This window comes from Selenomonadales bacterium 4137-cl, from assembly GCA_032334055.1.
In the GTDB taxonomy this organism is placed as follows: domain Bacteria; phylum Bacillota; class Negativicutes; order Sporomusales; family UBA7701; genus Anaeroselena; species Anaeroselena agilis.
On the sequence record JAUOZS010000001.1, the window covers coordinates 1,648,994 to 1,672,976 of the forward strand.

Below are 23,983 nucleotides of genomic sequence, written 5' to 3' on the forward strand. Positions count from 1 at the left end.
AATGGAGACCGTCGGAATGCCGCTGAAGGACGCCGCGGAGGCGCTGACGGCGGGCAATATCGCATTTTCGGTGACTGTTACCCGGCCGACGCGCCACAGTTTTCCCCTGGCGGAGGATATGCTTTATGTTGTCAGGGAACTGCGGGACGAAGACGGCGGGCGACGTCTGCTTGTCGCAGCAAAGATGGGGAAAGCCCCCTCGTAACGAGGGGGCTTATAATTACGATGTCGAGGTGCCATGCTGCCGTGTGGAAAAAATGGTTCGGACGTTCTGACCAGCGGAGTGAAAGCTCTTACGGCGATCTTGACCCGGCGCGCGTGCCGCGTCATGTTGCCATTATTATGGACGGCAACGGGCGCTGGGCGCAAAAGCGCGGCTTGCCGCGCACCTTCGGCCACCGGGCCGGCGCGGAGGCATTGCGGGCTATTGTTCGTACGGCTGCCGAGCTCGGCATCGGCGTGCTCACAACGTACGCTTTCTCCACCGAGAACTGGAAGCGACCGGCGGAGGAAGTCGATTTGCTGATGAATCTCTTTTCCGATTATCTCGACAATGAGATTGAAGAGCTTAACTCGAACGGCATCAGGGTCCGCTTCAGCGGCAAAACGGAAGAGCTGGCCGCCGGGCTCAAGGCCAAGATCGACCGGGCGGAAGGCGTGACCGCGGCGAATGAGAGGCTGGTGCTGAATATAGCGGTGAACTATGGCGGACGCGCGGAGATTACCCACGCGGTCCGGCTGATCGCCGCCGCGGTGGCCGCCGGCAGCCTTAAGGCCGAGGATGTCAGCGAGGAGGTCATCAGCCGCCATCTTTACACTGCCGGCCTGCCAGACCTCGATCTGCTCATCCGTCCGGCCGGCGACCTGCGGATCAGTAATTTCCTCCTCTGGCAGGCGGCCTATGCCGAGTTTTGGTTTACCGATATCAATTGGCCCGATTTCCGGCCCGAGCACCTTATCGCCGCGGTTGCCGATTTTCAGCGGCGCGACCGGCGGTTCGGCGGGCTGACCAAGTAGGTGTATAGATGTTCATCCACAGGGTTGTGACAGCCGTAGTCGGCATAATCATCGCCATTTTCGTAGTAAACTACGGGCAGTGGGTATTCGCCGCCGCCGCCCTTCTTCTCACGCTGCTTGCCTGGCACGAGTTCTCGGCGATGGCGTGCTGTCGCCAGGTCGAGACAGCCTATTGGCTGGGGGTGGCAGGCATAGTCCTCATCTGGGGAACGGCCTGGCTGGGCAATGCCCGCGAAACGATGGCGGTGGTGCTGCTGATCGCTTTTATTGCGCTGGCGAAAATGGTGTTCGCTCCGGAGCGCTTTTCCTTCCAGGACGCGGCCGCCACTATCGCCGGCGTGGTGTACGTCGGCCTGGCGTTCGCCCATCTGGTGCTGCTGCGGTTCACCGACTATTCGGTGCTGATGGCCACCAAGTTCGGTCCTCTATCGGCTGGCGCGGTTTATCTTTGGCTGGCGTTCGTCGGCACCTGGTCGTCCGATACCTTCGCCTATTTGGTGGGCTCAAGGTTTGGCCGCCGCAAGCTGGCGCCGAAGGTAAGTCCCGGCAAGACGTGGGAGGGGACCATCGGCGGCGTGGTAGGCAGCGTGATCGGTGTGACCGCCATGGGCGCCGCGTGTGCGCTGCCGCTCGGCCACAGCGCCGCTATCGGTCTGCTGGTCGGTGTCGTGGCTCCGGTGGGCGATCTTGTCGAGTCGTCGATAAAAAGGTTCTGCGCCGTCAAGGATTCCGGGCGCCTGCTGCCCGGCCACGGCGGGGTGCTGGACCGCTTCGACAGCGTCATGTTCGCCGCCCCGGCCGTTTATTATTATCTGCAGATTTTCATCGTGCGCTGACGCGCCGTTAGGAGACTATGATGGTGAAACGCATCGCCGTACTGGGGTCGACCGGCTCGATCGGCACCCAGGCCCTTGAGGTCGCGGCCGCCCATCCCGACCGTTTCCGGGTCGTCGCTCTGGCGGCCCATCACAACGACAGGCTGCTCGCCGAGCAGCTCGACCGGTTTCGCCCGGCGCTGGCCGTGCTCGCGGACGGCGAGGCGGCCGACCGGCTGCGCGGCCATTACCGCGGCCCTGCCAAGATCATGGCGGGCGAGGAGGGGCTGATCGCCGCGGCGACGCTGGCGGAGGCCGATACCGTCCTGACTTCGCTGGTGGGCTTCGCCGGCCTGAGGCCGACGCTGGCGGCGATCGAGGCTGGCAAGAATATCGCGCTGGCCAACAAGGAAACGCTGGTTGCCGCCGGCGAACTCGTAACCGCCGCGGCCCGCAGGCGCGGTGTAGCCATTTTGCCTGTGGACAGCGAGCATAGCGCCATTCTCCAGTGCCTGCAGGGGGAGGGCAGGGCAGGCGTCCGCCGCCTGATCCTCACCGCTTCCGGCGGGCCGTTTCGCGAGCGGGCCAAGGAGACGCTGCCGCGCGTTACGGTATCGGAGTGCCTGAAGCATCCGAACTGGTCGATGGGCCGCAAGATAACCGTCGATTCGGCGACGCTCGCTAATAAAGGCCTGGAAGTGATCGAGGCCCGGTGGCTGTTCGATATGGACTATGACGCTATCGACGTTGTCGTCCATCCCCAGAGCATCATCCATTCGATGGTAGAATTCGTGGATGGGTCGGTGATGGCTCAGCTCGGGCGCCCCGATATGCGCCTGCCGATTCAGTACGCGTTCAGTTTCCCCGACCGCTGGCCGGCGGATTTTGCCCGCCTCGATTTCACCGCGCTTTCCGCGCTTACCTTCGCGCCGCCTGACACCGACCGTTTCCCGGCTCTGGCCATGGGCTACGAGGCGGGTCGGCGCGGCGGCACCGCGCCCTGTGTTTTCAACGCCGCCAATGAGGCGGCCGTCAACGCTTTTCTGTCCGGGGAAATCACTTTCACCGCCATTACCGCGTCGGTCCGCCGCGCGCTCGACGCGCACGCGGACGTCGCTTCGCCGACGCTCGCGGACCTCTGCGCCGCCGACGAATGGGCGCGGGCGTTCGTCGCCCGGATTATTCCCGAGCTTAAATAACCCGTTGGAAGAGGTGGAAGTTTCTTGACAACCACGATTATCGCCACGGTCTTTGTGCTGGGTCTGCTGGTCCTCGTCCACGAGATCGGCCACTTCGTCTCCGCCCGCCTTACCGGCATGGCGGTGCGCGAGTTCGGCATCGGCTTCGGGCCGGCCCTGGTCAGCAAAAGATTCGGCGAGACGGTTTATTCCCTCAACCTCGTTCCGTTAGGCGGCTTCGTGAAGATCGCCGGTATGGACCCGGACGAGGAGCAGACCGAAAAATCTTACGGCGCGAAGCCGATCTGGGCCCGCATGCTGGTGATCGCCGCCGGACCAGTGATGAATTTTGTGCTGCCGGCGCTGCTGTTTTTCATCGTGCTGCTCGGCGCGGGCGTGGACAATGCCTCCGACAAGCCAATTATCGGCAGTATCATCGCCGACAGACCGGCCGCCCGGGCCGGTTTGGCCGCCGGCGACCGCATCATGTCCGTTAACGGCGGCAAGATTGATACCTGGATGGATTTTGTCCAGGTTATCAGGGTCAACGCCGACAAAAAGGTGACGATCGTTTACGACCGCGGCGGCGTCACGAAAGAGGCGGCCATCGTTCCCGAATACGACGCGAAAACGAACCGCGGCATTATCGGCGTAACGCCACAGGTAACGAACTACCGTCCGGGGCCGGGTGAGGCTTTCGTGATGGCGGTGAAGCAGACGGTGGTGGTGACGGCCGCGATCTTCGGCGGCCTGGTGCAGATGATCACCGGGCAGGCGCCCGCAGACGTAGCCGGGCCTATCGGGGTCGCCCAGATGACTGGGCAGGTCGCCCGGATGGGCTTTCTGCCGCTGCTCCAGTTCGCGGCTTTCCTCAGCATAAACCTGGGGCTCATTAATCTCCTGCCGGTGCCGGTGCTGGACGGCGGCCACCTGGTGACGCTGGCGTTCGAGGCCGTGCGGGGCAAGCCTTTAAGCCGCAGCAAGCTGCAGATCATTCAGACGATCGGTTTCGCGCTCTTGATGACGCTGATGTTGCTGGCGACGTTCAAAGATATTACGCGGATTTTCTGGTGATGAGCATGAAACGCAAACGCACCGCGCCGATCCGTGTCGGCAAGATAACCGTGGGCGGCAACGCGCCCGTATCCGTGCAGTCGATGACCAACACCAAGACGGACGATGTGGCCGCCACCGTCGCCCAGATCGGCCGTCTCGCCGCCGCCGGGTGCGACATAGTACGGGTGGCAGTGCCCGACGCCGCGGCCGCCGAGGCGCTGGCGGCGATAAAGGCGGCGGTGGGCGACATGCCGATTGTCGCCGATATCCACTTCGACCACCGCCTGGCGCTGTCGGCGTTGGAGCGGGGGGTGGACGGCCTGCGGCTCAATCCCGGCAACATCGGCGACCCCGACCATGTCACGGCTGTCGTGAAGGCGGCCAGGAAGCGCCGCGTGCCGATCCGCATCGGCGTCAACGCCGGCTCGCTCGATAAGGCGCTGCTCGCCAGACACGGCGGCCACGCCACCGCCGCCGCGATGGTGGAGAGCGCTCTCGGACATATCCGCATTCTCGAAAATCTGGACTTTTACGATATCAAGGTATCTCTCAAGGCCCATGACGTGCCGCTAACGCTGGAGGCCTACCGCCAGATGTCGCAGGCGGTCGACTACCCGCTCCACCTCGGGATCACCGAGGCGGGCACGGTCAATACCGGTATTATCCGCTCGGCGGTGGGCATCGGCGCTCTTTTGGCCGAGGGCATCGGCGACACGGTCCGCGTATCGCTGACCGGCGACCCGGTGGAGGAGGTGCGGGTGGCGAACGAGATTTTGAAGTCGCTCGGCCTCCGGGAATACGGCCCGACCCTCGTTTCCTGCCCGACCTGCGGCCGAACCGAGATCGACCTCGTAGCCGTCGCCAGGGCGGTGGAGGAGCGAATCAAGGCGATGAAGAAGCCGCTGAAGGTGGCGGTGATGGGGTGCGTGGTCAACGGCCCCGGGGAGGCGCGGGAAGCAGACATCGGCCTGGCCGGCGGCAAAGGGCAGGGGCTGATCTTCCGCAAGGGGGAGATTCTCCGCAAGGTGCCAGAGGACCAGTTGATTGCGGCGCTGTTCGCCGAAATAGATAAACTCGTCGAGGAGGAATAATATTATCATGCGCGCATCCCAGCTATACGCCCCGACGCTGCGGGAAACGCCGGCCGAAGCCGAGGTAATCAGCCATCAGCTCATGCTGCGGGCCGGGTTCATCCGCAAGGCGGCCGGCGGCATTTACAACTACCTGCCCCTGGCCTGGCGGGTGCTGAAGAAGATCGAGAAGATCGTCCGCGAGGAGATGGACGCCAAGGGAGGCCAGGAACTGCTGATGCCGATCGTGCTGCCGGCGGAGATGTGGCAGGAGACGGGCCGCTGGGACGTTTACGGCGACGAGATGTTTCGCCTGAAGGACCGTCACGGCCGCGACTTTTGCCTGGGGCCGACCCACGAGGAGATGGTCACCACCCTCATCCGCGACGAGGTGCGCTCTTATCGCCAATTGCCGCTGATGCTGTACCAGATCCAGAACAAGTTCCGCGACGAGATCAGGCCGCGGTTCGGGCTGATGCGCGGCCGCGAGTTCATTATGAAGGATCTTTATTCGTTCGACCGCGACGAAGCCGGTCTGGACGAAAGCTATAACAAGATGTACGACGCCTACAGCCGCGTTTTCACCCGCTGCGGGCTGACCTTCCGCCCGGTCGAGGCCGACCCCGGCGCCATCGGCGGGAAGGGGAGCCACGAGTTCATGGTCATCGCCGATTCGGGCGAGGCGGCGATCGTGTACTGCGGCGGCTGCGACTACGCCGCCAACGTCGAGAAGGCCGAGCTGCACCCGCTCGAGGCGCCGGCCGAGGCTCCCGCGGAGCTTGTCCTCAAGGACACCCCCGGCACGAAGACGATCGCCGCGGTGGCCGAGTTCCTCGGCCTGCCCGCCGCCAAGACGGTCAAGACGCTGGCCTATCTGACCGACAAGGGGCTGGTGTTCGCCCTGGTGCGCGGCGACCACGACGTGAACGAGATAAAGGTGCAGAACGCCGTCGGCGCGATCTTTCTGCAGATGGCCGACGAAGCCTCGCTGGCGGCCGCCGGCACTTCCCCCGGCTTCATGGGGCCGATCGGTGTCAAGGATGTAATCGTGGTGGCGGACGCGACGGTGATGAAGATGTACAATACGGTCGTTGGCGCCAACGAGCCGGACCGCCACTATGTCAACGTCAATCCCGGCCGGGACTTTAAGCCGGCCGTCGTTGCCGACATCCGCCTTATCCGCGAGGGCGACCCCTGCCCGCGCTGCGGCGAGCCGGTGAAGACGGCGCGCGGCATCGAGGTGGGCCAGGTGTTCAAGCTGTATACCAAGTATTCCAAGGCCCTGAACGCCACTTACCTGGATGAGAACGGCCAGGAACAGACGATCGTGATGGGCACGTACGGCATCGGCGTAACCCGCACGATGGCCGCCGCCATCGAGCAAAATAACGACGCCAACGGCATTATTTGGCCGGCAGCCATCGCTCCCTTCCATGCCGCCGTTATCCCGGTGAACAACGCCGACCAGGGCCAGCGCGAGCTGGCGGAAAAGCTCTACGCCGAGCTTGCCGCCGCCGGTGTCGAGGTTGTCCTCGACGACCGCGACGAACGGGCGGGGGTGAAGTTCAAGGACGCCGATCTGATCGGTTATCCGCTGAAGGTGACGATCGGCGCCAAGGCGGTGAGCGAGAACAAGGTGGAGGTCAAGACGCGGCGCGGCGGCGAAGTACACTTTTTCCCGGCGGAGGAAGCCGTCGAAGGGATTAAAGCCCTGCTGGCGAAGCTGTAATTTGCGTAAGGAACCCCGGCATGGAAATGCCGGGGTTTTTTGCGCTGTGTCGCGGGCGATAATCGGCGGAAAGGAATTTTTTTGCAATAAATTATGTTAGTTATAAATATCGATACTTTTACAACTATAGCAGGAATTGGCGCGACGAACGCCAAATATTGTACAGGTAGCGGCAAACCGCCACAAAATGTTGTTATTCCAGGCGATATACAGGAGAGTGCCCTTTGCATACCTACTGCATCATCCCCGATAAAACCCAGAGCCTTCTCGACCTGCTTGCGGAGCTCGAGCTGACCGGCGCCGAGCGCGAGCAGCTGACGAACGTGGTCGTCGCCAAGGTTAATGTCGATACCGATGCCCCCGGGTGGGAGGTCCATCTGACCGCCCCCGTGCCGCTGCCGGCCAACGTGCTCGACCGCGCCGCCGCCCATCTCTGCCGGCGCTGCGGCCTTAAGCATACGTCTTTCGTGCTTGCCGCAACCAAGGATTTCGGGCAATATCTCGCCGAAGACTGGCAGGCTTTCGTTAGCGGCGTGGCCGGCGGCAACCCGACCATCCGTCATCTGCTGTCCGGTGCCAAGTGGCAGTTCGACGGTCACACTCTTGTCCTGGAGACGAACGGCGACCTGTCCGGCCAGATACTATCCGCCCGCGGCGTTGATAAGGCGATTGTCGCCTTTGTCGCCGAAAAATTTTCCCGGCCATGCGCGGTGGCGTTCCTGAGCGTTGCCGCCGTCGAGCCGGAACCATGCGACGAGGAGCCGCCGGGGAACGGTTATCCTGAGCCTGCGGCCGAGAAAGGTCCCGCCGCGGCGAAGAAAAAAGCGCCCGAGAACCCGCTGCTGTTCGGCCGCGTGATCAAAAACGACGCTGTGCCGCTGGCGAGCATTGAGGAGGAGGGACGCAACGTCATCGTCGCCGGGCAGATCGTCAAGCATGAACTGCGAGAGCTTAAGTCGGGACGGACGCTGCTGTCGTTCGATATCGCCGATCTCGGCGGCGGCATAAGCGGCAAGGCCTTTTTCGACGATAAGGCCCAGATCGCCAAGCTGGCGGCCGGGCTGGCCGACGGCATGCTCGTCAAGGTCAAGGGGACGGTCCAGTACGACAAGTACGCCAATGAACTGGTGATGTTCGCCGACAGCATGTGCCGCCTGGCGAAGCCCGAGCGCACCGATACGGCGGAGGTGAAGCGGGTGGAGCTGCACGCCCATACCCGGATGAGCGCGCTTGACGCCGTGGTGGCGACCAAGGCGCTGATTAAGACGGCCGCCCAATGGGGGCATCCGGCGGTGGCGATCACCGACCACGGTGTCGTGCAGGCTTTCCCGGAGGCGGAGGAGGTGGCGGCGAAAGCAGGCATCAAGGTTATCTACGGCATGGAGGGCTATTTGTTCGACGACGACATCAACCATGCCTATCATATAATCATTCTCGCCAAAAACAGCGTCGGCCTCCGCAACCTCTACAGGCTGGTGTCGTTGTCCCACCTCAAGTACCTGCACCGCACGCCCCGCATTCCGCGAGCCATCCTGGCCGAGTACCGTGAAGGCCTTGTTTTAGGTTCGGCCTGCGAGGCAGGAGAGTGCATGCAAGCGCTCATTAACGGCGCCAAGGATGAAGAGGTGGTGCGTATCGCCACTTTTTACGATTATCTTGAAATCCAGCCGGCCGGCAACAACGAGTTCCTGGTGCGCCAGGGACGGATCGCCGACGAGGAGGGGCTGCGCGACCTCAACCGGCGGATTTGCTCCCTGGGCGAGCGGCTGGGCAAGCCGGTGGTCGCGACCTGCGACGTCCATTTCCTCCAGCCGGAGGACGAAGTCTACCGGCGCATCCTCATGACCGGCCAGGGTTACGATGATGCCGACAAGCAGCCGCCGCTGTTTTTCCGCACGACCGGGGAGATGCTGGCCGAATTCGCCTATCTCGGCGAGGCCAAGGCCTACGAGGTGGTCGTCGAGAATACCCGCCTGATAAGCGAAGGGATCGAGGCGTTCAAGCCGATTCCCGAAGAGCTTTACTCGCCGAAGATCCCCGGCGCCGAGGAGCAGATCAAGTCGATGTCTTATGCCAAAGCCCGCAAGCTCTACGGCGACGATTTGCCCGAGCTGGTGGCCGACCGGCTGAAGTACGAGCTCGATTCGATTATCAACAACGGCTTCGCCGTGCTGTACCTCATCGCTCACAAGCTAGTCAAGAAGTCGCTCGACGACGGTTATCTGGTAGGGTCGCGAGGCTCGGTCGGTTCCTCGTTCGTCGCGACGATGACCGATATTACCGAGGTCAACCCGTTGCCGCCCCACTGGCGCTGTCCGGCCTGCCGCTGGAGCGAGTTCGTCGCCGACGGAACGTACGGCTGCGGCTTCGATATGCCCGACCGCGTCTGCCCGACCTGCGGCGAGGCGGCCATCAAGGACGGTCACGATATTCCGTTCGCCGTATTCATGGGTTTTCACGGCGACAAGGTGCCCGATATCGACCTCAATTTCTCCGGCGAATACCAGCCGGTGGCCCACAAGTATACCGAGGAGTTGTTCGGCCGCGACAACGTGTTCCGCGCCGGCACGATCGCCACGATCGCCGATAAGACGGCTTACGGGTTTGTCCGCAATTACTTCGCCGACAAGGGCATAACCGCCCGCAACGCTCATATCAACCACCTGATAAGCGGCTGCACGGGGGTGAAGCGGACCACCGGCCAACACCCCGGCGGCATCATGGTTGTGCCGCGGGACATGGATATCCACCATTTCACGCCGATTCAGTACCCGGCCGATGACAAGAATTCGGCCACCATCACCACGCATTTCGATTATCATTCCATTTCCAGCCGGCTGGTCAAGCTCGATATCCTCGGCCATGACGACCCGACGGTCATCAAGATGCTGGAGGATCTGACCGGCCTCGATCCCAAGGCGATCCCTTTTGACGACAAGCCGACGCTGAGCCTGTTTTCGTCCACCGAGGCTCTCGGCCTCAGCCCCGCGGAGCTCGGCTCGACGGTGGGCACGTTCGGCATCCCCGAGTTCGGGACGAAATTCGTCCGCCAGATGCTGGAGGACACCAAGCCGCAGAATTTCAGCGAGCTTGTCCGTATCAGCGGCTTTTCCCACGGCACGGATGTGTGGCTGAACAACGCCCAGGATCTCATCAAGAGCGGCACGGCCAAGCTGTCGGAGGCGATTTCGGCCCGCGACGACATTATGGTTTACCTTATCCAAAAAGGCGTGAAGCCGCAGACGGCTTTCAAGGTTATGGAGGACGTCCGCAAGGGCAAAGGGGTGAAGCCCGACGATGTGGCGGTGATGTCGGAGCACGGCGTCCCCGCCTGGTACGTGGAGTCGTGCCAGAAGATCAAGTATATGTTCCCCAAGGCGCACGCGGTGGCGTACGTGATGATGGCGTTCCGCATCGCCTATTGCAAGATCCACCACCCGCTCGCTTTCTATGCGTCGTATTTCACGGTGAGGGCGACCGAGTTCGACGCCGATCTCATCGTCAGAGGCGTGCCGGCTCTCCGCCAGAAGCTGGCCGAGCTGGAGCAGAAGGGCCCGTCCGCTTCGGCCAAGGAAAAGGGACTGGCGACGATCATCGAGATGGCGCTGGAGATGTATTTGCGCGGCTATAAGTTCGAGCGCGTCGATCTGTATAAATCGGACGCCACCCGCTTTCTGATCGTCGACGGGGGCCTGCAGCCGCCGCTGGCGTCGCTGCAGGGGGTGGGGGACAACGCGGCCCGCAATATCGTGGCCGCCCGCGCCGGGAAGCCTTTCACGTCGGCGGAGGATCTGCGCGCGCGCAGCCGGGCGGCCAAGCCGGTCATCGACACGCTGCGCGAGCACGGCGCGCTAGGCGACCTGCCGGAAGACGACCAGATCGCCCTTTTCGCCTGATTTATTCGCTAATGGGTTGTAAATTTCACCCTGCGGTGTTATAATATTTCTGGATATGTAGTTGTGTGCGCAGGAGAGTGGGTTGCAACCCACTCTTTCATCTTATGCCAGCCGGTCGCCCGCTCCTCGGTATGAGGGGAGACGGCTCAGGCTAAACTAAGAGGAGGCCGTATCCCGCGGCCGCGAATACGACATTAGGGGTGGAACGATATGGCGGCAAAAGAAATCGAGGCATTGGTCGAGAAGCTGGTCAACGAGATCATTCAGGGTTCGGCCCTGGAATTGGTAGATGTGGAGTATGTCAAGGAGCGGGACTGGTATCTGCGTGTCTTTCTCACCAAGGAAGGCGGCATCGGCGTGGACGATTGCCAGTGGGTGAGCGAGCGCTTGGAGAATAGGCTCGATGAGCTTGATCCCATCAAGGACAGTTATTTCCTCGAGGTCTCTTCGCCCGGTCTCGACCGGCCGCTGAAGAAGGCCAAGGATTTTGCCCGCCATCTGGGCGATAAGGTCGAGGTGCATACCTTCGCGCCGATCAACGGCCAGAAAACGCTGGTCGGCACATTGCTGGCCGCCGATGACGGCGGTATCAGTCTCGAGGTCGACGGCAGCCCTATGAGCATTCCGCGCGATCAAGCCTCGCTGGTGAGGCTGCACGTGGAGTTTTGACATAGCCAAAAATTGAATAGGGGGTAGAAAAACAAAATGAATGCAGAGTTCATGCAAGCTTTCGAGCAGCTTGGAAGGGAGAAGGGAATCGCACCGGAGGTGTTGTTTGACGCCATCGAGGCTGCCCTGATTTCCGCTTATAAGCGTAACTTCAGCTCGGCCCAGAATGTCCGCGTGGCCCTTGACCGCGACACGGGGGAAATCCACGTTTACGCCCGCAAGGCGGTGGTGGAGGATGTGGCCGACCCGCGGCTGGAGATATCTCTGCCTGAGGCGCGTGAACTAGACCCGCGCTACGAACTGGAAGACGTCGTCGAGCTTGAGGTGACGCCGAAGAACTTCGGCCGGATCGCGGCCCAGACCGCTAAACAGGTGGTGGTGCAGCGTATCCGCGAGGCCGAGCGCGGCATAATCTATGAGGAGTATTCCAGCCGGGAGAGCGATATCGTTACAGGCATCGTGCAGCGCATCGAGGCCAAAAACGTGTTTGTCGATCTTGGCAAGGCCGAGGCCATCCTTCAGCCGTCGGAGCAGATTCCCGGCGAGGTTTACCGGCACAGCGACCGCCTGAAAACTTATATCATCGAGGTCAAGAAGACGACCAAGGGTCCGCAGATTTTGGTGTCGCGCACTCATCCCGGCCTTTTAAAACGTTTGTTCGAGCTTGAGGTTCCGGAGATCCACGACGGCATCGTCGAGATCAAGTCGGTAGCCCGCGAGCCTGGCCTGCGCTCAAAGATCGCCGTCCATTCGCGTGACGAGAACGTCGATCCGGTCGGTTCCTGTGTCGGCCATAAAGGCATGCGGGTGCAGACGATCGTCAATGAGCTCAAGGGCGAGAAGATCGACATTGTCAAGTGGAACGCCGACCCGGCCAAGTATATAGCCAACGCTCTCAGCCCGGCCAAGGTGGTCGCCGTTGACGTCAACGAGACGGAGAAGGCGTCGCGGGTCATCGTGCCCGATTACCAGCTTTCGCTCGCCATCGGCAAGGAGGGCCAAAACGCCCGGCTGGCCGCGAAGCTTACCGGTTGGAAAATAGATATCAAGAGCGAGTCCCAGGTCCAGACGCCTGAGTAGGGAGGGACGCCCGGTGAAGCAGAAGAAGGTTCCCCAGCGGATGTGCGTGGGCTGCCAGAGCATGAAGGTCAAGAAGGAGCTGTTGCGGGTGGTGCGCACCCCCGACGGTGAAATCATGCTCGACAACACCGGCAAGAAAGCCGGCCGCGGCGTCTATGTGTGCCCTAGCGAGGAGTGTCTGGCGAAAGCGGTGAAGGCCAAACGCCTGGAGAAGGCGCTGGAGCATGCGATCAGCGAGGAAGTTTTCGCCGCTCTCAGGGCCGGGCTGAAGCAGTCATGAACCGCACGCGGCTGATCGCTCTGCTGGGTCTCGCCCAGAAGGCCGGCAAGATCGCCTCGGGCGAGGTAGCCGTGGAATACGCGGTCCGATCCGGCAAGGCCAGGCTTGTGCTTATCGCCGCCGACGCTTCGGACAACACGAAAAAAAGTTATCGCGACCTGTCAGCTCATTATCGGGTCGCGTGCCATGAAGGACTTTCCAAAGATGAGTTCGGCCACGCCACCGGGAAACCGCCCCGGGCCGCGATCGCGGTGACCGACGCCGGCTTCGGCAAGGCGATCGGCGAGTTGTTTAAGGTCTGAGCTCAGGCAGCGGAAGAATTTTGGGGGTGGATGAATGTCCAAATACCGTGTCTATGAATTAGCCAAGGATTATAACACGACGAGCAAGGTCATTATTGACATTTTGGCTCGCAACAACATAACCGTCAAGAATCACATGGCCAGTCTCGACGATCCGGAGAAGGCGATTATCGATCGCACTTTCGCCCGGAAAACCGGCCTGCCCGAAGAACCTAAGCCGGCGCAGGCCCCGAGCCGACCGCCGCTTCCGCCGGCAGGAGCGCCGGTGCGGCCTCAGCAGCCGCCCCGCCCCGCCGGACAGGCGCCCTCGGCTCCCCAAGGTCAACGCCCGCCGATGGGCGGCCCGCAGCAGGGTCAACGCCCGCCGATGGGTCCGCGCCCCGGCCAAGGCCCGCAACAGCAGGGCCAACGCCCGCCGATGGGCGGCCCGCAACAAGGTGGCAGGCCGCCGATGGGCCCGCGCCCCGGCCAGGGTCCGCAACAGCAGGGTCAACGCCCGCCGATGGGCGGCCCGCAGCAGGGCGGCAGGCCGCCGATGGGTCCGCGCCCCGGCCAGGGTCCGCAACAGCAGGGTCAACGCCCGCCGATGGGCGGCCCGCAGCAAGGCGGCAGGCCGCCGATGGGTCCGCGCCCCGGTCAGGGTCCGCAGCAAGGCGGCAGGCCGCCGATGGGTCCGCGCCCCGGTCAGGGTCCGCAGCAGGGCGGCAGGCCGCCGATGGGTCCGCGTCCCGGTCAGGGTCCGCAACAAGGCGGCAGACCGCCGATGGGTCCGCGTCCCGGCCAGGGTCCGCAGCAAGGCGGCAGACCGTCGGGCGGGCCTCCGGGAAGAGGCTCGGGCGGTCCGCCGCGCGGCCGCGACCAGGGCAAGTCGTTCGCCGACCGTAACAATGGCGGCCGCAGAGGACATTCCGGCAGACACGCTTCCGGCGGTCCTTCCCGCCCGCAGGCTCCGAAACCCGAACCGCAGCGGCCGAAGAACATCAAGGTCGGACCGTCTCTCACCGTAAAAGACCTGGCCGCGAAGATGGGCCGGGAAGTAAGCGAGGTTATCAAGAAGCTCATGATGCTCGGCATCATGGCGACGATAAATCAGGAAGTCGATTTCGACACCGCCGTCGTCCTCGGCAGCGAGTTCGGCGTGACGGTTGAGGAATTGCCGCCTGAAGCCGACCCGACAGAGATCGCCGCGATCGAGGACGATCCGGCCAGCCTCCAGCCCCGGCCGCCGGTGGTCACGATCATGGGGCACGTCGACCATGGCAAGACCTCGCTGCTCGACTCGATCCGCCAGACCAACGTCACCGCTCAGGAGGCCGGCGGCATAACGCAGCACATCGGCGCCTACCAGGTGGTCCACCAGGGCAAGCGGATCGTCTTCCTCGACACGCCCGGCCACGAGGCGTTTACCGCCATGCGGGCCCGCGGCGCCAACGTCACCGACATCGCTATCCTGGTCGTGGCCGCCGACGACGGCGTAATGCCGCAGACCATCGAGGCGCTCAATCATGCCAAGGCGGCCAAGGTGCCCATCATCGTGGCGGTCAACAAGATGGACCGCCCGGGCGCCAACCCCGACCGCGTCAAGCAGCAGCTTGCCGATCACGGCCTGCTGCCGGAGGACTGGGGCGGCGATACGATCATGGTGCCGGTTTCAGCCTTTACCAAGCAGGGCATCCCCGATCTGCTGGAGATGATTCTGCTGGTGGCCGAGATGGGCGATCTGAAGGCGAACCCCAACCGCCAGGCCCTCGGCACGATCATCGAGGCCCAACTGGACAAGGGCCGCGGCCCGGTGGCCACTGTCCTCGTCCAGAAAGGCACGCTGCATATCGGCGATACGATCATCGCCGGGGTCGCTTACGGCAAGGTCAGGGCAATGGTCAACGACCGCGGCGATAAGGTGAAGAAGGCTCTGCCGTCCACGCCGGTGGAGGTGCTCGGCCTGTCCGATGTTCCTCAGGCAGGCGATGTGCTGTACGCCGTCGATGAGCGCACCGCCAGAGCGGTGGCGGAGAAACGGGTCGCCAAGAAGCGGACCGAAGATCAGGCGCAGGGCCAGAAGGTGTCGCTCGACGACCTGTTCAAGCACATTCAGGAAGGCAGCCTCAAAGACCTCAATATCGTCGTCAAAGCCGATGTCCAGGGATCGATCGAGGCTCTCCGCCAGTCGCTGGAGAATCTCAAGAACAAAGAGGTGCGCGTCAATATCGTCCACGCCGGCGTAGGCGCGGTCAACGAGTCGGACGTCATGCTGGCGTCGACCGCCAACGCGCTAATCATCGGCTTCAACGTCCGCCCCGATAACAACGCCCGCCAGGCGGCCGAGAAGGAAAAGATTGATATCCGCCTCTACCGGGTAATCTACGAGGCGATCAACGACGTGGAAGCAGCCATGACCGGCATGCTGGCCCCCGAGTACAAGGAGGTCGTCCTCGGCCGCGTCGAGGTGCGCCAGGTTATCAGCATTCCCAAGGCGGTCGTGGCCGGGTCCTATGTGCTCGAAGGCAAGATCACGAGCAGTTCGCAGGTGCGCATCATTCGCAACGGTATCGTCGTCCACGAGGGCAAGATTGAATCTCTCCGGCGCTTCAAGGATGACGTCAAGGAGGTCGCCTCCGGCTACGAGTGCGGCATCACCATCGAGAGGTTCCGCGACATCAAGGAAGGCGACATCATCGAGGCGTTCACGATGGAATTAGTCAAACCCAGCTAACGAAGCGGGGGATATGTTATGAGTCAGTTACGCACGGAAAAGGTACAGGAGTTCATTAAACAGGAACTGAGCAAAATAATCCTTACCGAACTCAAGGACCCCAGGATCGGTTTCGTGACCGTTACCAGGGTCGATGTGACCGGCGACCTGCGCTCGGCCAAGGCGTATGTCAGCCTGATGGGGAGCGCGGAGGAAAAGGCGGCGACCTGGCAGGCGCTCCAGAAGGCGGTCGGGCACCTCAGGAGCGAGATCGGCAAGCGCATCCAGCTGCGCTTTAGCCCCGAGATGTCGCTCCATATCGACGAGTCGCTGGAGTACGGCGCCCATATAAACGAATTGTTGGCAAAGCTTAAACGCGAAGAGGCGGACAGGTAGGATGGAGATTTCCCTGCGCCATGTCGCCAATATGCTCAATGAGGCCGAACGGATTGTAATCACCGCCCATATCCACCCTGACGGGGATTCGCTGGGGTCGATGCTGGCTCTGTACGCCTCTTTGGCCGCCCAGGGCAAAAAGGTGTGGCTGCTGCTCGACGACGAGGTGCCGGCCGTGTACCGCTTCCTGCCAGGCGCGGAACTGATCCGCCGCCCTGAGGGCAAGATGGAGGCCGATCTGCTCGTCGTCCTCGACGCCAGCGACGCCGACCGCGTGACGGCGGTGGTGGAAGCTGTGAGGGCGAAGACGCTCAATATCGATCATCACATTTCGAACACGAAGTTCACCGATTACTGGTATATCGACAGCCAGGCCGCCGCTACGGGCGAGATAATCCTTGACCTGCTCCACCTAATGAAGCTGGAGATCACCGCCGATATCGCCGTCAATTTGTTCACGGCGATTGCCACCGATTGCGGCTTTTTCCGTTATGCGAACGCTTCTTCGGCCACGCTGCGCCACGCGGCCGACCTCATCGACCGCGGCGCCCGGCCGCATGTGATCGCCGAGCAGCTTGAAACCAAGCCGCTCGCCAGCATCATGACTCTCCGCGGTGTTCTCGACAGCCTTGAGATCCATGCCGGCGGCCGCATCGCCACCGTTACGGTGTACGTCGACGCCGCCGAGAACGCCGCCGAGACGACTGAGGGCTATATAAATTACCCCCGCAATATCGAGGGGGTGGAGTTAGCGGTGTTGTTCAAGCCTGTCGATGACAACGCGACCCGGGTTAGTTTTCGTTCGCGCCGCTTGGACGTAGCGCGCCTGGCGCTGGGCTTCGGCGGCGGCGGCCACGCGCGGGCCGCCGGTTGTACGGTCGCTAGCGGTCTGGCGGGCGCGAAGGAGCAGATTCTGCGGGCGGCGGAGCGCCTGCTGGCGGAATCGGGCTTATGAGGTCAGGCATTGTTAATGTTCTCAAGCCTCCGGGAATGACGTCGCACGACGTCGTTTCCTTTGTGCGGCGGACATACGGCCTTAAGAAGGTCGGCCACGCCGGCACTCTCGACCCGGCGGCGGCCGGCGTTCTGCCTGTTTTTCTCGGCTCCGCCACCCGCCTGATCGAGTTCACCGCCGACGCCGATAAGGCATACCGGGCTGAGCTTACTTTCGGGTACGCCACCGACAGCGGCGACGACAGCGGCGAAGTTATCGCGGCGCGCGAGGGCTTCGTAACGCCGCCGGCGGATGAGGTCGCCGCCGTGCTGGCCTCTTTCGCGGGCGAAAGCGAGCAGATACCGCCGATGCATTCCGCGATAAAGATCGGCGGCCGCAAACTGTACGAGCTGGCCCGCGCCGGCATTGCCGTGGAGCGGCAGCCACGCTCTGTAACGATTTCCGCCATTGGCCTCGTCAGGGTCGCGGCGCCGACCATTCTTTTCGATGTAGAGTGCTCCAAAGGCACTTATATCAGGACGTTGTGCGCCGATATCGGCGCACGCATCGGCTGTCCGGCGGTGATGTCCTTCCTAGTGAGGACCAGGGTGGGGGATTTTACCCTCGCTGAGGCGAAATCTTTGGAGGAAATCGCCGCCGACCCGGACGCTGCCCTGCAGCCCGGGGACGCCGCCGTCCGCCGCCTCGCCCGCGTCGACCTGGATGATGACGAGGCGGCAAGGTTCACCCACGGCCAGAGCATCCCCCTCGCCAGCCCGGCGACTGATGGCCTGCTGGCCGTCTACCGCCGGACCGGCGACTTCCTCGGCATCGCCCGCCATAGCCCGCAGGCGCCGCTGCTGGTGCCTGTGAAGGTTATCGGCCAGACCCCGTAAAGGAGCATATTATGGAGGTTTATTCCCGGCTGTCCGATATCCGCGGACGGTTCGCCAATTCGGCCGTCGCTTTGGGCACCTTTGACGGTGTTCACGTCGGTCACCAGCAGATTATCAGCAGGGCGGTCGCCTGTGCGCGTAAATCGGGCGGCGCCAGCATCGTTTTCACGTTCAGCAACCATCCCCTGTCGGTGATCGATCCCGACCGCAGCCCGCCGCTGCTCGTTACCGCCGCTTACCGGGAGGAGCTGATCGCCGCGCTCGGCGCCGATGTGCTCCTGTCGGTCGCCTTCGACCACGCCTTGCTGGAGTTGTCGCCCGCCGCTTTTATCGATTTGCTGGTGGACAACCTCCGGCCGTCGTGCATCGTCGTCGGCCCCAACTATTCCTTCGGGCACCGGGGCGAAGGCACGCCGGAAATGCTGGCCGACGCGGGCCGCATACGCGGTTTTGAGGTGGTGGTGCCGCCGGCCGTGACGAAGGACGGGACGGTTGTAAGCAGCACGCTCATCCGTCAGCTGATTCTCGCTGGCGAGGTTGCAGCGGCGTCGCCGCTGCTAGGGCGCCCTTTCCGCGTGAGCGGCACGGTGAGCAGGGGAGAGGGGCGCGGCCGCACCCTCGGTTTTCCCACCGCCAACATTACCGCCGCCGCCGGGCAGATCGTGCCGGCCGACGGGGTATACGCCGTCAGCGTCAGTACCGGCGACGCCAGCTATCGCGGCGTGGCCAACATCGGCGACAACCCGACCTTTAAAGGCAAGGCCCGCAGTATCGAGGCCCATTTGCTGGGCTTCGCCGGCGATCTCTACGGCCGGACGATCGCGGTCGATTTCCTCGCGAAGCTCCGCGACGAGCAAACCTTTGCGGGCGCTGAGGAGCTGAAAGACCAGATCGGCCGCGACATCGCCGCCGCGGAACGGTTTTTCAAATAACTGCCGCAGTTTTGTTTACAGTCGCAGTTTCTTATGGTAGAATATAGAGGATAATCAGCCTGGCGCGCATTCCGCCGTCCGGGCTGGGTATAATATCACTTGAACCATGGCGAGGATTATCGACTCTCCGACGATTATCTTGGCCACTGGGGATCATTGAAAAAGGAGGGAATATCGTGCTTACGCCGGAACTTAAGCAGCAGCTCATCGAGAAGTATCGCGTCCATGAAAGCGATACCGGTTCGCCCGAGGTCCAGATCGCCATCCTCACCGAGCGCATCAACTACCTCACCGAACATCTCAAGGAGCACAAGAAAGACCATCACTCTCGCCGTGGTCTTTTGAAAATGGTCGGTCAGCGCCGGGGGCTTCTCAACTACCTGCGCGACAATGACATCGCTCGCTACCGCGTCATCCTCGAAAAACTCAACCTCAGAAAATAACGGAAAGCGGGGATACTCCCCGCTTTTTTGTTTTTCCCTCAGGGTTAGCGGCCTGGAAAAAAGGGAATAATACAAAAAATGTCGAAGTGTTAGCCTTTGGAAAAGGAAGAATAGGGGATTTAGAGGAGGAAAACCGAATATGCACACATTTCAAATGCAGCTTGGCGGACGGCCGCTCATCATCGAGTCCGGCAAGATGGCCAAGCAGGCGAGCGGCTCGGTGCTGGTCCGCTACGGCGATACCGTGGTGCTCGTAGCCGCTACAGCTTCCGCATCACCGCGCGAAGGCATCGATTTTTTCCCGTTGACTGTTGACTACGAGGAGCGCCTCTATGCGGTCGGCAAGATTCCGGGAGGCTTCATCAAGCGCGAAGGTCGCCCCAGTGAGGCCGCCATCCTTTCGGGCCGGCTGATCGACCGGACCATCCGGCCGCTGTTTGACGAGTCGTTCCGTAATGACGTTCATGTTGTGGCCACCGTGCTGTCGGTGGACCAGAACAATCCTCCGGATTTGCCGGCGATGATCGGCGCTTCCTGCGCCCTCGCCATTTCCGATATACCGTTCGGCGGTCCCATAGCCGGCGTGCGGGTCGGCCTGGTGGACGACCAGTTCGTCATCAACCCCAATATCGAACAGCAGGAGAAAAGCGACCTCAATTTGGTCGTTTCCGGGACCAAGGACGCGGTGCTGATGGTCGAGGCGGGCGCCAACGAGGTGCCGGAAGCGAAGATTCTCGACGCCATCATGTTCGGTCATGACGTCATCCGCCAGGTCGTGGCCCTCCAGGAGGATATGGTCAGTCAGATCGGCAAACCGAAGCGCGAGCTGAAGCGTTACGAGGTTCCCGCCGAGATCGAAGAGGCTGTGCGGGGTCGCGTTACCGACGCGCTGAAAACGGCGGTCGCCAACGCCGACAAGCAGACCCGTGAGGAGCAGACCAAAAAGGTCAAGGACGAAGCGGTCGCTCATTTTAAAGAGGTATTCCCCGATAACCCCAAGGAAGTTTCCTATATGATCGGCAAAGTTCTGAAGGAAATCGTCCGTCGGATGATTACCGTCGACAAGATCCGCCCCGACGGTCGCAAGCTCGAAGAGGTTAGGCCGATAACCTGCGAGGTCGGCCTGCTGCCGCGCACCCACGGCTCTGGCCTGTTTACCCGCGGCCAGACCCAGATTCTCAGCGTCGTCACCTTAGGGGCGCTCAGCGAAGATCAGTTGCTCGACGGCCTCGGCGTAGAAGATCATAAGCGGTATATCCATCATTATAATTTCCCGCCGTTCAGTGTCGGCGAAACACGGCCGATGCGCGGCCCCGGCCGGCGCGAGATCGGTCACGGCGCTCTGGCCGAACGGGCGCTGCTGCCGATGATTCCTTCCGAGACCGATTTCCCGTACACTCTCCGCCTCGTATCGGAGGCGATCGAGTCCAACGGCTCGACGTCGATGGGCAGCGTGTGCGGCAGTACGCTGGCGCTGATGGACGCCGGCGTGCCGATCAAGGCGCCGGTTTCCGGCGTGGCGATGGGTCTTGTTAAGGATGGCGAGAATTTCACCATTCTGACCGATATCCAGGGGCTGGAAGACGCCCTGGGCGACATGGATTTCAAGGTGGCCGGGACGGAAAAAGGCGTCACCGCCATTCAGATGGATATCAAGATCGCGGGTATCAACCGCGCCATCCTGGACAGCGCGCTAGATCAGGCGCACCGCGGCCGTATGCACATCCTCGGCAAGATGCTGGCCGTTATCGACAAGCCTCGCCCCGATCTGTCCCCGTACGCTCCGCGGATCATCACGCTGCAGATCGACCCGGACAAGATTCGCGACGTTATCGGCCCAGGCGGCAAGATCATCAAGAAGATTATCGAACAGACGGGCGTCACCATCGACATCGAGGACGACGGCAAGGTGTATATCGCCGCCGTCGACCAGGAAGCCGGCAAGAAGGCGGTATCGATCATCGAAACGCTGGTGCGCGATGTGGAGGTGGGGGCTACCTATCTCGGCAAGGTCACCCGCCTGATGAATTTCGGCGCGTTCGTGGAGATTCTTCCCGGCAAGGAAGGCCTTGTCCATATCTCCCAGTTGGCCCTCGAACGGGTCGCAAAGGTCGAGGATGTCGTCAAACCGGGCGATGAAATCCTCGTAAAGGTTACGGAGATCGATCGTCAGGGACGCATCAACCTGTCGCGCAAGGATTTGCTCAGAAGCGAAGCAGCCAAAAATAAGGAAGAATAGCGGAGACACAACAGGCCGCCCCTACCGGTAATCGACCGGCGGGGGCGGTCGTTTTTTTTCATGAAATTGGCTACGGCTTAATAAATTGTAGTTAGAAGACGGGGGAGAGGGTGACATATTCGATGCGGTTGTTTTACGCAGGCCGTGTGCCTCGCTGGTATCTGGGTTTCGTTGCCGGGTTCCTGATCCTCGCCGGCCTGCTTCCGGGGCTGGCGGAGTTGATCGCCGCCGACCAGAACGTGCCGCGGCCGATTTACAATGGCCACCCGGGGAAACAGCAGGTCGCCTTGGCCTGCAATATTTTCTGGGGCGAGGAGTATCTGCCGACAATGCTGGATGCGCTCGACCGCGGCGGGGTCAAGGTTACTTTTTTCATCGGCGGCAGTTGGGCCAAGCGGCATCCCGACCTGGTGCGGGAGTTGGCGGCCCGCGGCCACGAGCTCGCCAACCACAGCTACAGCCACCCGCACCCCAATACCTTGAGTGTCGAGCAGAACCAGGACCAGATTCTACGCACCGAGAAGCTGGTGGAGGAACTGACCGGCGTAAAGACGAAGCTTTACGCGCCGCCTTACGGCGAGTTCAACGCCGCCGTACTGAAGGCGGCGGCCGGGGTCGGCTATACGACGATTTTGTGGAGCGTCGATACCGTCGATTGGAAGCGGCCGCCGGCCGAGACCATCCTGAATAGGGTTCTGGGCAAAGTGCACAACGGCGCGATAATCCTGATGCATCCCACCGAACCGACCGCCCAGGCGCTGCCTGAGCTGATCTTCCGTCTACAGGCAAGGGGGTATGCGATCAAACCGGTTTCTGATATACTGAACTAAGTGATACAGCGCAAACAAACACCTAAAGAATTTAGTCAACCAAACGCCTGGCTGAGGTCCAGCAAAAGGCGCCCGGCCTTATCGCAAGGGAGGCAGGGTGACGGCTCGCGCGGTTACCCGTGCGCCGACAGCAGGCGGCTAACAGGGGGCGAGTCTACAATTACCGGTATATACGGTTACCGGTAATTGTTATTGATTAAACGGCCTGTTTTGTGTTACTATGTTTACATAACAAGTGGCTATCTGACGGTTCAGGCTGCCGGGTAGCCGTATTTTATTGTCGTAAGGGGAGGTAGCGAGATGTTTAAATACAGGCAGTATATCGCCATGATTACCCTTGTTGTCATGTTCGCCGCCGTCCTCGCGCCGGCAGCGCCGGCACAGGCTTTTTCGCTTAGCGACCTCACCGGGCAGACCACCGGCTCGGACAAGTCGTCCGGCAACGGGATTTTCAACATCCTGCTGGGGCTGCTTCTCGGCAACCTGTTTAATAACATGTTCGGCTCCGGTCAGTCGACGGGGGACAAGCCCGGTCTGCCGGGGACGCTGACAGGCGGCAAGGAAATGATGGGCTTTTACGCCGAGTGGTGGCCGACCGATACGTCGTCTTACACTTCGCTGGCCAAGAATATCGACAAGATCAGGACGATCATCCCTTACTGGGGAACGATCGAGGAGAACGGCGCACTCACCGACCGGGGCGGCAAAGATCACGCTTCGGTGGTCAAGTACGCCCACGCTAACAACACCAAGGTATTGCTGCTGGTCAACAACGCGAAGCAGACGGGGGCGACCGTGCCGGTGCACACCGTACTGGCCAGCCCGGCGCTGCGCAAGACGGCGATCAACAATCTGGAGGCCTATATCAAGAAATTCAATCTGGACGGCGTCAATATCGACTTCGAGATGGTGCCGGCCGGCGACCGCGATAATTTGACGGCTTTTATGAAGGAGCTGTACGGCCGCCTGAAACCCCAGGGTTATATCGTGTCCATCGATGTGTTCCCGAAAACCGATGAAAACAACGACGTATCGGCGGCCTACGACTATGGTCAGCTCGCCCTGTACGCCGACCGCATCGCGGTGATGACTTACGATAATCATGGGGTGTGGAGCGGTCCGGGACCGATCGCCGATATCAACTGGGTGGAGAATAGCCTCAAGTACGCCCTGCGGTTCATTCCCAAGCACAAGCTGTACCTGGGCGTGGCCGGTTATGGCTACGACTGGTCGAGCAAAGGAGTGGAGAGCCGCGAGTATGCCCCGATCATGGATTTGGCCGATAAACACGGCGCTGCCGTGAAATGGGACGAGGCCTCGAAATCGCCGTTCTTCAATTACACTGACTCGGACGGCGTCAGCCACACCGTCTGGTTCGAGAATGCCAGGAGCGCCGCGTACAAGCTCGATCTCGTCAAAAAGTACGATATCGCCGGCGCGGCCCTGTGGAAGCTGGGCGAGGAGGACCCGGCCCTGTGGCGGACGGTCAAGGAGAAGTTCGGGCCGTGATTGGCGTAACAACAATAGTA

The 23,983-nt window shown here is 61.9% G+C and carries 21 protein-coding genes; all 21 read left to right on the forward strand.

What is annotated here, in order from left to right; genetic code table 11:
* Position 1: 1 nt before the first annotated feature.
* The 21 genes from Q4T40_08765 (at position 2) to Q4T40_08865 (ending at position 23,963) form a co-directional block, all read left to right on the forward strand.
* Positions 2 to 205, forward strand: coding sequence for a hypothetical protein (locus tag Q4T40_08765; GenBank protein MDT8901327.1), 204 nt, complete (start codon positions 2 to 4; stop codon positions 203 to 205).
* Positions 206 to 246: 41 nt separating this feature from the next.
* Positions 247 to 1,017 (forward strand): isoprenyl transferase, encoded by a 771-nt coding sequence (locus Q4T40_08770; GenBank protein ID MDT8901328.1) that lies wholly within the window; start codon positions 247 to 249, stop codon positions 1,015 to 1,017.
* Positions 1,018 to 1,025: 8 nt separating this feature from the next.
* The gene (locus tag Q4T40_08775; protein MDT8901329.1) at positions 1,026 to 1,853 is read left to right on the forward strand and encodes a phosphatidate cytidylyltransferase; all 828 of its coding nucleotides are present in this window, start codon (positions 1,026 to 1,028) and stop codon (positions 1,851 to 1,853) included.
* A 23-nt stretch (positions 1,854 to 1,876) separates the two neighbouring features.
* Positions 1,877 to 3,031, forward strand: coding sequence for a 1-deoxy-D-xylulose-5-phosphate reductoisomerase (locus Q4T40_08780; GenBank protein MDT8901330.1), 1,155 nt, complete (start codon positions 1,877 to 1,879; stop codon positions 3,029 to 3,031).
* A 24-nt stretch (positions 3,032 to 3,055) separates the two neighbouring features.
* The gene (gene rseP / locus Q4T40_08785) at positions 3,056 to 4,084 is read left to right on the forward strand and encodes an RIP metalloprotease RseP (GenBank protein ID MDT8901331.1); all 1,029 of its coding nucleotides are present in this window, start codon (positions 3,056 to 3,058) and stop codon (positions 4,082 to 4,084) included.
* Positions 4,085 to 4,089: 5 nt separating this feature from the next.
* On the forward strand, positions 4,090 to 5,157 hold the full coding sequence (gene ispG / locus Q4T40_08790; protein ID MDT8901332.1) for a flavodoxin-dependent (E)-4-hydroxy-3-methylbut-2-enyl-diphosphate synthase: 1,068 nt from the start codon (positions 4,090 to 4,092) through the stop codon (positions 5,155 to 5,157).
* Between the two features lie 7 nt (positions 5,158 to 5,164).
* The gene (locus tag Q4T40_08795) at positions 5,165 to 6,865 is read left to right on the forward strand and encodes a proline--tRNA ligase (protein MDT8901333.1); all 1,701 of its coding nucleotides are present in this window, start codon (positions 5,165 to 5,167) and stop codon (positions 6,863 to 6,865) included.
* A 224-nt stretch (positions 6,866 to 7,089) separates the two neighbouring features.
* Complete coding sequence (locus Q4T40_08800) at positions 7,090 to 10,761, forward strand: PolC-type DNA polymerase III (GenBank protein MDT8901334.1); 3,672 nt, start codon at positions 7,090 to 7,092, stop codon at positions 10,759 to 10,761.
* Positions 10,762 to 10,971: 210 nt separating this feature from the next.
* Positions 10,972 to 11,430: a ribosome maturation factor RimP gene (gene rimP / locus Q4T40_08805; GenBank protein ID MDT8901335.1), complete on the forward strand. Its 459-nt coding sequence runs from the start codon at positions 10,972 to 10,974 to the stop codon at positions 11,428 to 11,430.
* Positions 11,431 to 11,466: 36 nt separating this feature from the next.
* Complete coding sequence (gene nusA, locus Q4T40_08810; protein MDT8901336.1) at positions 11,467 to 12,510, forward strand: transcription termination factor NusA; 1,044 nt, start codon at positions 11,467 to 11,469, stop codon at positions 12,508 to 12,510.
* Positions 12,511 to 12,523: 13 nt separating this feature from the next.
* On the forward strand, positions 12,524 to 12,790 hold the full coding sequence (locus tag Q4T40_08815) for a YlxR family protein (protein MDT8901337.1): 267 nt from the start codon (positions 12,524 to 12,526) through the stop codon (positions 12,788 to 12,790).
* Positions 12,787 to 13,092: a ribosomal L7Ae/L30e/S12e/Gadd45 family protein gene (locus tag Q4T40_08820; GenBank protein MDT8901338.1), complete on the forward strand. Its 306-nt coding sequence runs from the start codon at positions 12,787 to 12,789 to the stop codon at positions 13,090 to 13,092. The genes Q4T40_08815 and Q4T40_08820 overlap by 4 nt, the downstream gene beginning before the upstream one ends.
* Positions 13,093 to 13,126: 34 nt before the next feature.
* On the forward strand, positions 13,127 to 15,805 hold the full coding sequence (infB, locus tag Q4T40_08825) for a translation initiation factor IF-2 (protein MDT8901339.1): 2,679 nt from the start codon (positions 13,127 to 13,129) through the stop codon (positions 15,803 to 15,805).
* 18 nt (positions 15,806 to 15,823) lie between these two features.
* Positions 15,824 to 16,180: a 30S ribosome-binding factor RbfA gene (rbfA, locus tag Q4T40_08830; GenBank protein MDT8901340.1), complete on the forward strand. Its 357-nt coding sequence runs from the start codon at positions 15,824 to 15,826 to the stop codon at positions 16,178 to 16,180.
* 1 nt (position 16,181) lies between these two features.
* Complete coding sequence (locus Q4T40_08835) at positions 16,182 to 17,135, forward strand: DHH family phosphoesterase (protein ID MDT8901341.1); 954 nt, start codon at positions 16,182 to 16,184, stop codon at positions 17,133 to 17,135.
* Positions 17,132 to 18,010: a tRNA pseudouridine(55) synthase TruB gene (gene truB, locus Q4T40_08840; protein MDT8901342.1), complete on the forward strand. Its 879-nt coding sequence runs from the start codon at positions 17,132 to 17,134 to the stop codon at positions 18,008 to 18,010. Before Q4T40_08835 ends, truB begins: the two co-directional genes overlap by 4 nt.
* 11 nt (positions 18,011 to 18,021) lie before the next feature.
* Positions 18,022 to 18,942: a bifunctional riboflavin kinase/FAD synthetase gene (locus Q4T40_08845; protein ID MDT8901343.1), complete on the forward strand. Its 921-nt coding sequence runs from the start codon at positions 18,022 to 18,024 to the stop codon at positions 18,940 to 18,942.
* 173 nt (positions 18,943 to 19,115) lie between these two features.
* A complete protein-coding gene (gene rpsO, locus Q4T40_08850; protein MDT8901344.1) occupies positions 19,116 to 19,385 on the forward strand; it encodes a 30S ribosomal protein S15 in 270 nt (89 codons plus the stop codon).
* Positions 19,386 to 19,524: 139 nt separating this feature from the next.
* On the forward strand, positions 19,525 to 21,624 hold the full coding sequence (locus tag Q4T40_08855) for a polyribonucleotide nucleotidyltransferase (protein MDT8901345.1): 2,100 nt from the start codon (positions 19,525 to 19,527) through the stop codon (positions 21,622 to 21,624).
* A gap of 122 nt (positions 21,625 to 21,746) precedes the next feature.
* Positions 21,747 to 22,454: a polysaccharide deacetylase family protein gene (locus tag Q4T40_08860; protein MDT8901346.1), complete on the forward strand. Its 708-nt coding sequence runs from the start codon at positions 21,747 to 21,749 to the stop codon at positions 22,452 to 22,454.
* Positions 22,455 to 22,754: 300 nt separating this feature from the next.
* Entirely contained in the window at positions 22,755 to 23,963 is a 1,209-nt protein-coding gene (locus Q4T40_08865; GenBank protein ID MDT8901347.1) for a glycosyl hydrolase family 18 protein, read from the forward strand.
* Positions 23,964 to 23,983 lie beyond the last annotated feature (20 nt).

Bases quoted from the DNA above. Each gene is read 5' to 3' on its own strand.
- Q4T40_08765 (MDT8901327.1), top strand. From the start codon at position 2: ATGGAGACCGTCGGAATGCCGCTGAAGGACGCCGCGGAGGCGCTGACG.
- Q4T40_08775 (MDT8901329.1), top strand. From the start codon at position 1,026: ATGTTCATCCACAGGGTTGTGACAGCCGTAGTCGGCATAATCATCGCC.
- ispG (MDT8901332.1), top strand. From the start codon at position 4,090: ATGAAACGCAAACGCACCGCGCCGATCCGTGTCGGCAAGATAACCGTG.
- Q4T40_08795 (MDT8901333.1), top strand. From the start codon at position 5,165: ATGCGCGCATCCCAGCTATACGCCCCGACGCTGCGGGAAACGCCGGCC.
- rimP (MDT8901335.1), top strand. From the start codon at position 10,972: ATGGCGGCAAAAGAAATCGAGGCATTGGTCGAGAAGCTGGTCAACGAG.
- nusA (MDT8901336.1), top strand. From the start codon at position 11,467: ATGAATGCAGAGTTCATGCAAGCTTTCGAGCAGCTTGGAAGGGAGAAG.
- Q4T40_08820 (MDT8901338.1), top strand. From the start codon at position 12,787: ATGAACCGCACGCGGCTGATCGCTCTGCTGGGTCTCGCCCAGAAGGCC.
- infB (MDT8901339.1), top strand. From the start codon at position 13,127: ATGTCCAAATACCGTGTCTATGAATTAGCCAAGGATTATAACACGACG.
- rbfA (MDT8901340.1), top strand. From the start codon at position 15,824: ATGAGTCAGTTACGCACGGAAAAGGTACAGGAGTTCATTAAACAGGAA.
- Q4T40_08835 (MDT8901341.1), top strand. From the start codon at position 16,182: ATGGAGATTTCCCTGCGCCATGTCGCCAATATGCTCAATGAGGCCGAA.
- truB (MDT8901342.1), top strand. From the start codon at position 17,132: ATGAGGTCAGGCATTGTTAATGTTCTCAAGCCTCCGGGAATGACGTCG.
- Q4T40_08845 (MDT8901343.1), top strand. From the start codon at position 18,022: ATGGAGGTTTATTCCCGGCTGTCCGATATCCGCGGACGGTTCGCCAAT.
- Q4T40_08855 (MDT8901345.1), top strand. From the start codon at position 19,525: ATGCACACATTTCAAATGCAGCTTGGCGGACGGCCGCTCATCATCGAG.
- Q4T40_08860 (MDT8901346.1), top strand. From the start codon at position 21,747: ATGCGGTTGTTTTACGCAGGCCGTGTGCCTCGCTGGTATCTGGGTTTC.
- Q4T40_08865 (MDT8901347.1), top strand. From the start codon at position 22,755: ATGTTTAAATACAGGCAGTATATCGCCATGATTACCCTTGTTGTCATG.